Source organism: Entomobacter blattae, from assembly GCF_014672835.1.
Classification (GTDB): domain Bacteria; phylum Pseudomonadota; class Alphaproteobacteria; order Acetobacterales; family Acetobacteraceae; genus Entomobacter; species Entomobacter blattae.
Genome location: NZ_CP060244.1, coordinates 194,738 through 207,500 on the forward strand (window position 1 = coordinate 194,738; position 12,763 = coordinate 207,500).

A 12,763-nucleotide genomic window follows, 5' to 3' on the forward strand; every position below is an offset into this window, starting at 1 on the left:
TTACCATAAAGGTTGCTCTACACTATTTCTTAAGTTTGCTTTTCATATTTTTTGATACAGCGTTTTAAAGCACCTTTGGCATATTGTTATCATGTTAAAACTCCTCTCAATCAGAGATGTCGTTCTAATAGAGACACTTGATCTTACTTTTGAAGAGGGGCTCACTGTATTCTCTGGAGAAACGGGAGCAGGTAAGTCAATCCTGCTTGATAGTCTAGGTCTTATTTTAGGCGATAGGGCCACAGCGGGCCTCATTCGAAAAGGAGCCCAACAAGCCCAGGTTAGTGCTGAGTTTGATATTCCCCCCCAACATCCTCTCGTTTCAACTTTGATTGAGCATGGTATTATTGCCGAATTTACCCAAGACCCCATTGTTATTCGCCGTATTATTACCCAAGATGGGCGTTCACGCGCCTTTGTTAACGATTCCTTGGTCAGTGTTCAGCTTCTCAAACTTATAGGGTCCACCCTCATCGATATCCAAGGCCAGCATGGTCAAACCGCTTTGGCAGAAACGGGCAAACATCTTGAACTTTTAGACACATTTGGCGATTTATCGGCTCTATGCTCACAGGTTGGAGTGGCCTACAGAGACTGGCAAACTAAAATGGCTGAACTCCTCTCTGCGCAAACCGCCTTAAAAGAAAGTCTGGAAGAAGAGGAGTGGCTCAGAAGTGCTGTGGAAGAATTAGAAAGGCTATCCCCACACCCCGAAGAGGAAGCCATTCTTTCTGCCCAACGACAGCATATGTTACAAGCTGAAAAAAAAATTCAGACCATTCACGAGGCTCTTAAAGAAATAGCCCCAGAAGATCGGCGTACTATTGCGCCTTCCACTGCGCTCTATAATGCCTCACGAACCCTATCACGGCTTGTAAATACGGAAGAAGTGGTACCTTTAACTACGGATGGGGCCTTATCACCTTTTCCCTTACAAGAGGTTCTTAACACACTAGAACAAGCCCAAGACCTTCTGGCAGAAGCAGAAAATATCCTTACCCATATGATAACCGGTGCTGAGACAGATCCGAAACTGCTGGAACAGACAGAAGAACGCCTTTTTGCCCTTAGGGCTGCTGCCAGAAAACATAATACGAGTACCGTAGAACTTCCAACCTTGTTAAAGCAGCTTCAGAATAGGCTTGACCTTCTCGATACAGGCTCAGCGCATATTGAACACCTTAAAGTTGAGGCCAGCCAAGCGCGTTTGGACTATTGCCAACTTGCAGACACGCTCAGCCAAGCACGTAAAAAGGCAGCAGAAACGCTAGAAAAAGCTCTTATTGCTGAGCTAAAACCCCTAAAGTTAGAGAGAACCCATTTTGTGGTCTCGTTTACCCCCCTTTCGGAAAAAGATTGGGGACCCAAAGGGCAGGAATATGTTAATTTCCTAATCTCTACTAACGCCGGGCTAGCCCCAGCACCTTTGGCAAAGGTTGCTTCTGGAGGGGAACTCTCTCGGCTATTGCTCGCTATTAAAGTTGTTGTTGCCCGGCAATCGGCCGTACCAACCCTCATATTTGATGAAATCGATGCAGGTGTTGGAGGGGCTACCGCCTCAGCCATTGGGGAAAGGCTTTACAAAATAGCCCGCTCTGTGCAAGTGCTCGCTGTAACCCATAGCCCACAGGTGGCTGCTCGTGCTGATCACCATTTTTACATCAGTAAAACCATGACAGAAAAAAATACAGAAACACAGGCCCAGCTTTTATCTCAAGAAAATAGAATTGAGGAACTCGCCCGGATGCTTTCTGGCAAACAGATTACAGCAGAAGCCAGAACCGCAGCCCTGAGCCTTATCGAAAAATCCCAAAATGACTAACTCTCCACGCCCCGCCCTCTCCGATCTTACGGAAGAGCAAGCCAGTCAAGAACTGGCAGAACTTGCTCAAAGAATTTCTGAGCTTAACAAGGCCTATTATCAAGATGATACCCCCCTTGCCGATGACAAGGATTACGATGCCATCTTTAAAAGAAATCTGGATATTGAGAAGGCTTTCCCTCATCTCATCCGCCCCGATAGCCCCAGCCAAAAAGTGGGAGCCCCCCTTCCTACTACCTCATCGCTGGCACGCAAACCTCACCTCATCCCCATGCTTTCATTGGAAAATTGCTTCCACCGGCATGAATTTGAGCTGTTTATAGACCGTATAACGAAATTTCTGGGATCAAAAGAAACCCTCACGACCACGCTAGCCTTTATCGCTGAGCCCAAAATTGATGGCCTCTCCATTAATCTCACCTACAAAAACGGCAAGCTTACCTATGGTACAACCCGCGGTAATGGCCAGGAAGGGGAGGATGTTACCAACAATTTGCTCACCATTCCCTCTATTCCTCAGGAACTTAAAGGGCAAGCGCCAGAGCTTATAGAAATTCGTGGAGAAATTTTCATCGGCAAACAGGCCTTTTTAGCCCTCAACCAAGAACAAGCTGAGCATGGGCACAAACTCTTTGCCAACCCCCGCAATGCGGCCGCAGGCTCACTTAGGCAGCTAGATGCCACTATTACTGCCAAACGCCCTTTAAATATGTTTGCCTATGCGCTTGGCTTTAACTCCGGGGAAATGACCTGGGAGACCCATGAAGCCTATCTTAAACAACTCAAGAAATGGGGCTTTCATGTTAACCCCCTTCTGAGAAAAATTCACAACGCCCAGGATGCTGAACTATTCCAGCAAGAGATAGAACGTGAACGCTCTCACCTTGATTACGATATTGACGGAGTTGTCTATAAAGTAAATGCCATCGACCTTCAAAATCGCCTGGGCTTTGTTGGGCGGAACCCTCGCTGGGCTATTGCGTGGAAATTCGCAGCAGAACAGGCCATAACCCATCTTTTAGAAATTGATATTCAAGTGGGAAGAACAGGTGCCCTTACGCCTGTGGGAAAATTGGAACCTGTCAATGTGGGGGGAGTCTTGATCTCAAGAGTATCTTTGCATAATGAAGATGAAATTCAGCGCAAAGATCTTCGTGTTGGGGATACTGTTAAAATACAGCGTGCAGGCGATGTTATTCCCCAAATTGTGGAAAATATGTCTCTTGGAGCCAGTCAACGCTCCACTCCTTTTGTCTTCCCCCTTATATGTCCTGTTTGCTACTCTCGTGCAGAACGCTTGGCTGGTGAAGCGGTTAGGCGATGTACCGGTGGCCTTACCTGTCAGGCCCAGATTGTTGAGCGGCTTATCCATATGTGCTCTCGCAATGCTTTTGACATTGAAGGCATGGGAGAAAAAACCGTAAAAGAGCTTTATGAAAGGGGCTGGCTGAACACCCCTGCTGATATTTACCAGCTTAAACACCATGAAACAGACCTTGCCCAATGCGAAGGTTGGGGTAGCCTTTCAGCCCGCAACCTTATTGAAAATATAGAAGCCCGCAGGGTTATCCCCCTTTCTCGCTTTATTTATGGTCTTGGCATTCGCCGTATTGGCGAAAAAAATGCCCAACTCCTCGCACGTCACTACACCAGCTATGCGCATTGGTCTCAAGAAATGCTAGAAGCTTGTATCACCGGTTCAGAGGCCAGGCTGACACTCGGCTCTATTTCTGGTATTGGGCCTTCTATTGCCGAGGAGCTGGTTGCTTTTTTTCTGGAACCCCATAACAGAAAAACCCTGAGTGACCTTGCCGCCTGTATGAAAGAGATTATCGACGATACCTTACCAGAATCGTCTGCCTTAGCGGGTAAAACCGTGGTATTTACTGGTACCCTTACAACCCTGACCCGCCAGGAGGCCAAAGCCTTAGCTGAAAAGCTAGGTGCTAAAGTCACTGGCACCATCTCTAAAAAAACCGATATTGTCGTTATTGGAACCGAGGCTGGTTCCAAAGCCAGAAAAGCCCAAACTCTTAACGATTCGGGAGAAGCGCATATCTTGCTTCTTAATGAACAAGAATGGTTGGAGACCATCGGCCATCAAGGCTAACAATCCTCCACCCTTCTCACAAGAAAAAAGATAAAGAGAGCCTTTTTACAAAATATTTTATCGGATCTTCTCCCTAGACGAGAAAAGAAAATTTGTTTTTTCTCTCTTCCTGTCAGATTCCGAATAAATATGTTGACTTCCTTTTTTCTCCTGTCTTAAATAATAAGTTATGAAACACGTCAACACACATCATGGCTTTATGAAAGCAAGAATAATAAACGCGATTATGCGTTTGCCTCGTGATGTGGCTGGTCTCCTTACCCTTCTTCTTGGTCTTCTTCTTATTAAAGGGGAAGCGGGATAGGGTGTACGTCGTTCTAGAACAGAATTACCCCCGAACCCGCATTTTCAATGCGGGTTTTTTATTGGCTCTCTTACTAATTTTATGAGCAGAAAGGTCCTCTTAATGTCTAGCATTCCTCCCAATCGGGTCTTGATTTTTGATACAACCCTGCGCGATGGTGAGCAGGCCCCAGGTTTTTCCATGAACCGCCAATCAAAACTTCGTATGGCGAGCATGTTAGAAGACGTGGGCGTTGATATCTTGGAAGCAGGCTTTCCGGCTGCCTCCCCCGATGATGCAACAGCTGTGAATGCCATTGCTAAAACTTTACATCAAACAACCATTTGTGCATTAGCCCGTTGCCAAAGTAACGATATTGAAACTGCCGCCCGCGCCTTGGAAGGGGCCCATAAAAGCCGTATCCATGTTTTTATTTCCACAAGCCCCCTTCATCGGGAATTCAAGCTTGGTAAAAGCAAGGAAGAAATCATTGAAATGGCAATAAAAGGCATTACCCAAGCCCGGCCCCATTGTGGAGAGGTAGAATTTTCGGCTGAAGATGCCCTGCGAACTGAGCCAGACTATCTAGTTGAAATCTTTAATGCCGCGATAAAAGCCGGTGCGACAATTCTGAATGTGCCAGATACAGTGGGTTACACCACTCCTAATGAAATTTTTAGGCTTTTCAACTACCTCAAACAGAATATCAAAAACAGTGATTCTGTTATTCTCTCCACCCACTGCCACGATGATCTTGGCATGGCAACCGCCAATAGCCTTTCTGCGGTAGAAGCAGGAGCACGTCAAATAGAATGTGCCTTAAACGGCATTGGTGAACGCGCAGGCAATGCAGCCCTTGAAGAGGTTATTATGGCCCTTAAGGTGCGCAAACCTTATTATGATGTCTACACAGAAACAAACAGCCAAAAACTCACGGCAGCCTCACGCCTTCTGACCCAAATTACAGGCCAGCCCATTGCCCGCAATAAGGCCATTGTAGGAGAGAATGCCTTTGCTCATGAATCGGGTATTCATCAACACGGCATGCTCAAAAACCGTGATACCTACGAAATTATGCGCCCTGAAGATGTAGGCATTACCCAAACACGCCTTGTGCTGGGCAAACACTCAGGGCGTGCGGCCCTGCAAAAACGCCTGAATGAATTAGGATATGACCCTGACAACACCAAGATGGACGATATTTTTGTTCGCTTTAAAAAACTGGCCGACAAAAAAAGAGAAATCCATGAAGAAGATCTCCATGCCCTGATTATGGGAAATGAAAACCAAAATATAGGGCCCTGGGCCATTACGCACATGCGCATTCTTTCCTCCTATGACGCCAGCATGCAGGATTCTCCTAACTCTGCTTCGGTAGAAATTACCCTCCATCATCATAACGAAGGGCCTAAAACCTATACGGCTTACGGTGATGGCCCCGTGGATGCTGTTTTTCTTGCTATCGAACATATTTGTGGTACAAAATTTGATGTTCACAACTTCCAGATCAAGGCGCTGAGTGAAGGTCGGGATGCTCAAGGAGAGGCCCGGCTTGAAATAAAATCAGATCATCATATTTTCGGCGGTTATGGTATTAATACTGACATTGTTGCCGCTGCTGCACAAGCGGCACTGACTATTGTTAACAACATTGAAAATGGCAAAAAACGGAAAGCCTCCAGCATTCCTGCCTCCTCACGTACAGAAAGGGTAATTTTATGACCTCCTCATCTTCTTCAGGCCAAAAACGTGGCTTTATCTGGCATAATGGTAAAATTAAACCCTGGGAAGATGCTACTGTACATGTTTCGGCCCATGCCCTTCACTACGGTTCCTCAGTCTTTGAAGGGGAAAGGGTTTACAAAACCCATAAGGGACCAGCTTTTTTCCGTTTGCATGCCCATACCCACAGACTTTTTGATTCCGCTAGAATTTATGAAATTGATATTGATTATACAGAAGAAGAAATCAATGCGGCCTGTTGTCAGATTGTGCGAGCTAATAACATGGAATCAGCCTATGTCAGGCCCATTATTTTCCGTGGTGCTGGCAGTCTAGGCGTTATCCCTAAAGGAGAAACCACTGTGGATATCGCAATCCTGGCCCTAGATTGGGGCGCTTATTTGGGGGATGCCATCCACAAGGGGGCTGATGTCTGTGTATCTTCCTGGAATCGGGTGGCTCCTAACACATTTCCCAGCTGGGCTAAAGCAGGTGGCAATTACCTTTCCAGCCAACTTATTGCCTTGGAAGCCAAACGCAACGGCTATGATGAAGGTATTGCCCTTGGCCATAACGGCCTTTTAAGTGAAGGCGCTGGAGAGAACCTATTTTTAGTGCAGAATGGCATTTTACGTACTCCCCCTGTAAGTTCCAGTATTCTTGCAGGGATTACCCGTGATTCTGTGATAACCTTAGCGAAAAACATGAATATTCCGGTAGAAGAAAAAGAACTTCCCCGCGAAGCCCTCTACCTTTCCGATGAAGTATTTATGGTGGGAACCGCAGCCGAAATTACCCCTGTCCGTTCTGTTGACCGCAAACCTGTTGGCAAGGAGTGCCCAGGGCCTATCACCAAGGCCCTTCAAAAAGCATTTTTTGGCATTTTCGATGGATCAACAGCTGACCAATGGAACTGGCTGACCCCGCTGGATACCTATGCGAAATAAAACAACAAGGAAACAATCTTATGGCCCAACCCCGCACATTATTTGAAAAAATATGGGCAAATCATGAAATTGTCCCAGAAACACCCCAAACCCCCGCCATGTTATATATCGACCTGCATCTTATCCACGAAGTAACCAGTCCACAGGCTTTTACTGAGCTACGCCGTAGGGGATTAAAGGTTCGCCGCCCCGAGCGTGTGCTGGCCACAATGGATCACTCCACTCCCACTCTGCCTGCTACAGAAAACGGGGAGCCTCTCTATGCCAACCCCCAGACCAAAAAACAGGTAGAAATGCTGGAGAAAAACTGTGCTGAGTTTGGTATTCAACTCTATGGATGGAACAGTAAGGAGCGTGGGATCGTCCACGTTCTCAGTCCAGAAATTGGAGCCACACAGCCGGGTATGACCATTGTTTGTGGAGATAGCCACACTTCGACACATGGGGCTTTTGGAGCTTTGGCTTTTGGAATTGGCACGACAGAAGTGGGTCACGTGTTAGCAACCCAATGCCTCTTACAACGCCGCCCCAAAACCTTTGCCATTTATTTAGATGGAAAATTACAGGATGGGGTGGGTGCCAAAGACATGATCCTGCATATTATCAAGGAAATAGGGATGGATGGCGGTACAGGCTACGTCCTTGAATATAAAGGAGAGGCCGTCGAAGCACTTTCTATGGAAGGCCGCATGACCATGTGCAACATGTCTATTGAAGCCGGAGCGAGAGCAGGACTTATAGCGCCAGATGAAACCACTTTCACCTGGTTAAAAGGCCGGCCACGTGCCCCTCAAGGAGCAGACTGGGACAAAGCTGTGGAACAGTGGAAGCAGCTGCGTTCAGACCCCGATGCCGTTTATGACCGCGAAATTCACATTGATGCGAGCAGCATTAGACCCACAATTACCTATGGCACCAACCCCGCCATGGCGATTGATATCACTGCCCCTACCCCATCAGCACGCAATGCGCTTGAGCAACGTGCCCTAGACTATATGCATACCACCCCTGGGCAAACCATGCTTGGCACCCATGTTGATGTGGTTTTTGTAGGGAGTTGTACCAACGGCCGCCTGCCTGATCTGCGTGAAGCAGCCAATATCCTAAAAGGCAAAAAAATTGCCTCCCACGTCCGTATGCTCATTGTGCCAGGCTCTGGGCAAATTAAGGAACAGGCCGAGCAAGAAGGGCTAGACAAAATTTTTCAGGACGCTGGAGCAGAATGGCGCGAGGCCGGTTGTTCTATGTGTTTGGGTATGAATGGCGATATCGCTCAACCTGGCCAGCTCGTGGTCAGTACCTCAAACCGTAATTTTGAAGGCCGCCAAGGGGCAGGTGCCCGCACAGTTCTTGCCAGCCCCGCAACAGCTGCAACCTCTGCCATTGCTGGAAAAATTACCGTTCCTGAAACCTACAAAGGAGTAGCCTGACCATGAAACCCATTCAAGAGGTTAAGTCTCGTACAGCAGTTCTTGCCGATGAAAATATTGACACAGACCGTATTATCCCCGCTCGGTTTCTGACCACCACTGAAAACACAGCCCTGGGTGAACATTGCTTTGAAGATTGGCGTTATCTGCCTGACGGAACCCATAACCCTGATTTTCCCCTCAATAAACCAGAGGCCTCTCAATGCACTATTTTGGTTGCTGGACGAAATTTTGGGTGTGGCTCTTCTCGTGAACATGCCCCTTGGGCGTTGCTCGAATATGGCATTCGGGCCGTAATCAGCAACGAAATTGCCGATATTTTCAGAAATAATGCCTTAAAAAATGGCCTTCTTGCGCTTGTTGTGGATGATGATGCCCATAAGTTCCTTTTAAATAATCCTGGCACACTCACTACTATCAACCTCGCAGAACAAACCATTACCATTGGTAATCTCCGTACTGTATCCTTTACGATTGATAGTTTTACAAAACATTGCCTTATGCAAGGGATCGACCAAATGGGGTTTCTTCTGCAAAATGCACAAAAAATTTCAGAGTATGAACAAAAAAAGAAAGGGCAATTTATATGAAAGCCAATATCGTAACACTACCTGGGGATGGTATTGGCCCAGAGATCGTCACATCGGCTGTCAATATTCTTAAAGAAATTGCCAAAATCTACAACCACGATTTTTCTTTCGAAGAACATCTTATTGGGGGCGCTGCCATTGATGCAACTGGCAACCCCCTGCCGAAACAAACCCTTCTCGCCTGCCAAAAGGCAGATGCTGTCCTTCTGGGGGCCGTAGGGGGCCCTAAATGGGCTCATCTTTCGAATGTTCGACCAGAACAAGGGCTACTCGCCCTCCGCAAAGCCCTCAATCTTTTTGCTAATATTCGCCCCATTCATACTTATGATGCCCTTCTTTCTCTTTCTTCCCTTAAGGAAGAAAAAATTAAAGGGGTTGATTTTATTTTCGTTAGAGAGCTGACAGGGGGTGCCTATTTTGGCAAAAAAACACGCACCGAAAAAACTGCAACCGATGAAACCCTTTACACCGTAGAGGAAATTGAACGCGTCTCCAGAAAAGCCTTTGAATTAGCACACACACGCCGTAAACACCTTACCTCAGTCGATAAAGCCAATGTTCTTGAAACCTCACGCCTCTGGCGGGAAACCATAAGCCAGGTTGCCCAAGATTACCCTGATGTAAAGCTAGAGCATCAGTTAGTTGACTCTATGGCGATGATGCTCCTCATAAACCCTGCTCACTATGATGTAATTGTTACGGAAAACCTTTTTGGTGACATTCTTACCGATGAATGCGCAGCTCTTAGCGGCTCTCTTGGTCTTCTCCCTTCTGCTTCACTCGGCAAAGAAAGTATTGGCCTTTATGAACCTATTCACGGTTCTGCTCCCGATATCGCAGGAAAAAATATAGCCAATCCTATTGGAACCATATTATCTGTAAGCTTATTATTACAATACAGCCTTGGCTTAGTAAACGAAGCTATACAAATTGAAAAAGCCGTTAATCTTCTAACCCAACATGGCCCTTTAACAGCAGATCTTGGCGGGAATGCCTATACTACAGAGATAACAAAAGCTGTTATCAACAATCTACATCGTTAGATTTAATCAATTTTAGCATACACTACTCCTTACAAGGTTTACGGTCTTAGATACCATCATACAGTTCTACCTCTGTAACCTATTAATGTGTAGTGTACCCCCCTGTTCGATTACAGTGCTATTTTTGAAAATTACTTTCACTCTTTCACGAGCAAATGGTAAAAACTATAAACAATATTATATTAAATACTGTCAGATTCTTCTATTGCAGATAAGTCTAAAGCCGTAAAACGCGACTTAGCTAAATCAGCATGGTCTAAAACCCAATCTGAGACGCTTGCCCCATTGTATAACATTGTATTATTTACAGCCAGTCCTTCTGCCCATTGAGGCTGGGCAGTATTGTTAAACATTTTATCATGGTACACCTCTATTGCTGCTAGCGGATCCGTATAACCACCCGCAACAATGTGGAGAAAAGCTGCATTGTTTAAATGAGGGGTCTCACATGTTTCATACTGCAGATGCTGGAGATTTTTAGGCATTAAAACATGCTTAATTTGAGAAGCCTTAGTCCAACCCATTTCAGTAAATAAAAGTGGGCCTACCTCTTGAGTGGTCGTAAACAGCTCTCCACTAACTTCCCATGAAGCCAATACATTATTTTCTTCACGATTACGGACACATGCTTTACGAATAGCCGTTACTTCAGGTGTGGAATAGAGGTCAAATTCATTTCTTTCATCTGTCCCTATGGCATATATTTGTCGATTTCGAACAAATACAGCAGTAGGCTTGCTTGCACTCCCTAAAATATCCATAACCTCTTCAGGTAAATCAGCAAAATTAATAGAGTTTGAAGAGATAATATTTTTTCTATTTTTTGGAGACAGGGAAAATGCGATTAAAGCCCTTGAGTATTGATCGTCAAAAAATTGTGCTATCTTAAATGTTTCTTCGAATGTTGCTCCATATACCGTTTTAAAATGTCCCTTTTTTATTAAACCACGCTGAACAAGATCTCGTGCCATAATTTCTTGCTTAGTATGGCAGGTAGGACAAGATTGACCCGACGAAAGCTGCCATACTGTTGCGGTTAATCCCTTACTACGCAGTAAGCTTAATTTTCTTTGTAATGCTTTATAATTATCAGGCTGCATAGCTTGATCTTCTGCGTGCTCACTGGCAATACCACTGGCAACAACATTATTGCCCCATCTTTTTCCTACAATTTCAAAAACATCTTCACCTGTTAAGTCAATATAACTTACAGCAATTGCCGCACCAAAAGGACCTCCACAAGGAAACTTACCTGGAATAGGAACTCCCTGTAAGTTAAGTATGGATTGCCCATTGCTATCATGGGTAACATTATAAAAAGCTATATCATCCATACTTTGTAAGGCTGCTCTAACTTTTTTTATAAGTTTCTTTGAACCAAAAAATTTATTGCCTGCCATATAGTCCCTTCCAAAGTCGTTACCATTACTGACTTTTGGCCCATTTTCCTGCTTAGTATTTATATGATGATTAGGAGCTTTTATTCTCCTCTTTACTATACTGCTATATGGTCTTTGGAGCAACGTGTTCTATTATCTGCGCCAACCTTCAGGGTTAGTGAGAACACAGTTCTGCAGACACTCCCCTGTAAGGGTGCCTTGGGGGTGTCATGTATGATGGATATGGGGAGATGTCGGGGGTGGTGTATGGAATTTGGTTGCGGGGACAGGATTTGAACCTGTGACCTTCAGGTTATGAGCCTGACGAGCTACCGGGCTGCTCCACCCCGCGTTAGGTGTATTGATGAGCTCTTAGGGGGTCGAGTGGGCTTAAAGACCTGGCGGCGACCGACTTTCCCACGTCTTAAGACGCAGTATCATAGGCGCTGGGGCATTTCACGGCCGAGTTCGGGATGGGATCGGGTGGATCATTCCCCGCCATAGCCACCAAGTCATCAAGCCCACCCGATAAACTGTGTGCGGGTGGATGGAGGTGTTTAAGGATAGAGCAAAGCGAGAGCCAGAAAGGCCATAAAATTATGAGAAGGTTGTGTGTAGATGGTCTCTGTGCACATTATGGGCCTGCAAGCAGGCCATAAAGGGTAAGCCAATTGGGCAATTAGTACCGGTTAGCTTCACACATTACTGCGCTTTCACACCCGGCCTATCAACGTGGTGGTCTACCACGGCCCTAATGGGGAGATCTTGTTTTGAGGTGGGTTTCTCGCTTAGATGCTTTCAGCGATTATCCCGTCCGCACTTAGCTACCCGGCCATGCCGCTGGCGCGACAACCGGTGCACCAGAGGTGCGTTCATCCCGGTCCTCTCGTACTAAGGACAAATCCTCTCAAATCTCCAACACCCACGGCAGATAGGGACCGAACTGTCTCACGACGTTCTAAACCCAGCTCACGTACCACTTTAATCGGCGAACAGCCGAACCCTTGGGACCTGCTCCAGCCCCAGGATGTGATGAGCCGACATCGAGGTGCCAAACCTCCCCGTCGATGTGGACTCTTGGGGGAGATCAGCCTGTTATCCCTAGAGTACCTTTTATCCGTTGAGCGATGGCCCTTCCACGTGGAACCACCGGATCACTATGGCCGACTTTCGTCTCTGCTCGAGCTGTCACTCTCGCAGTCAGGCGGGCTTATGCCATTGCACTCAACAGCCGATGTCCGACCGGCTTGAGCCCACCATCGCGCGCCTCCGTTACTTTTTGGGAGGCGACCGCCCCAGTCAAACTGCCCACCATGCAGGGTCCCGATCCAGGATAACTGGATGCGGTTAGACATCAGAAAAATTCAGGGTGGTATTTCAAGGCTGGCTCCACAGAAACTGGCGCCTCCGCTTCAAAGCCTCCCACCTATCCTACAC

At 46.4% G+C, this 12,763-nt stretch carries 8 protein-coding genes, 1 tRNA gene and 2 rRNA genes (1 of these 11 only partly in view); 7 read left to right on the plus strand and 4 right to left on the minus strand.

Annotated elements, in window-relative coordinates; all coding sequences use genetic code 11:
• Nucleotides 1-91 precede the first annotated feature (91 nt).
• The 7 genes from recN (at nucleotide 92) to leuB (ending at nucleotide 9,947) form a co-directional block, all read left to right on the plus strand.
• Nucleotides 92-1,822 (plus strand): DNA repair protein RecN, encoded by a 1,731-nt coding sequence (gene recN / locus JGUZn3_RS00880; RefSeq protein ID WP_203413920.1) that lies wholly within the window; start codon nucleotides 92-94, stop codon nucleotides 1,820-1,822.
• A complete protein-coding gene (gene ligA / locus JGUZn3_RS00885) occupies nucleotides 1,815-3,932 on the plus strand; it encodes an NAD-dependent DNA ligase LigA (protein ID WP_203413921.1) in 2,118 nt (705 codons plus the stop codon). The genes recN and ligA overlap by 8 nt, the downstream gene beginning before the upstream one ends.
• A 406-nt stretch (nucleotides 3,933-4,338) precedes the next feature.
• On the plus strand, nucleotides 4,339-5,937 hold the full coding sequence (locus JGUZn3_RS00890) for a 2-isopropylmalate synthase (protein WP_203413922.1): 1,599 nt from the start codon (nucleotides 4,339-4,341) through the stop codon (nucleotides 5,935-5,937).
• The gene (locus JGUZn3_RS00895) at nucleotides 5,934-6,884 is read left to right on the plus strand and encodes a branched-chain amino acid transaminase (RefSeq protein ID WP_203413923.1); all 951 of its coding nucleotides are present in this window, start codon (nucleotides 5,934-5,936) and stop codon (nucleotides 6,882-6,884) included. Before JGUZn3_RS00890 ends, JGUZn3_RS00895 begins: the two co-directional genes overlap by 4 nt.
• 20 nt (nucleotides 6,885-6,904) lie before the next feature.
• The gene (gene leuC / locus JGUZn3_RS00900; protein WP_203413924.1) at nucleotides 6,905-8,314 is read left to right on the plus strand and encodes a 3-isopropylmalate dehydratase large subunit; all 1,410 of its coding nucleotides are present in this window, start codon (nucleotides 6,905-6,907) and stop codon (nucleotides 8,312-8,314) included.
• Nucleotides 8,315-8,316: 2 nt separating this feature from the next.
• A complete protein-coding gene (gene leuD / locus JGUZn3_RS00905; protein WP_203413925.1) occupies nucleotides 8,317-8,904 on the plus strand; it encodes a 3-isopropylmalate dehydratase small subunit in 588 nt (195 codons plus the stop codon).
• Nucleotides 8,901-9,947 (plus strand): 3-isopropylmalate dehydrogenase, encoded by a 1,047-nt coding sequence (gene leuB / locus JGUZn3_RS00910; protein ID WP_203413926.1) that lies wholly within the window; start codon nucleotides 8,901-8,903, stop codon nucleotides 9,945-9,947. The genes leuD and leuB overlap by 4 nt, the downstream gene beginning before the upstream one ends.
• A 182-nt stretch (nucleotides 9,948-10,129) precedes the next feature.
• Here the strand turns inward: leuB and JGUZn3_RS00915 are convergent, their stop codons facing one another.
• The 4 genes from JGUZn3_RS00915 to JGUZn3_RS00930 form a co-directional block, all read right to left on the minus strand.
• Nucleotides 10,130-11,347 carry a hypothetical protein gene (locus JGUZn3_RS00915; RefSeq protein WP_203413927.1) on the minus strand — a complete coding sequence of 406 codons (1,218 nt, stop codon included), beginning with the start codon at nucleotides 11,345-11,347 and terminating at the stop codon, nucleotides 10,130-10,132.
• Between the two features lie 254 nt (nucleotides 11,348-11,601).
• Nucleotides 11,602-11,678: transfer RNA gene (locus JGUZn3_RS00920), tRNA-Met, on the minus strand.
• Between the two features lie 44 nt (nucleotides 11,679-11,722).
• Nucleotides 11,723-11,838, minus strand: a 5S ribosomal RNA gene (rrf, locus tag JGUZn3_RS00925).
• 146 nt (nucleotides 11,839-11,984) lie between these two features.
• Nucleotides 11,985-12,763, minus strand: a 23S ribosomal RNA gene (locus JGUZn3_RS00930); it runs 1,966 nt beyond the window's last position.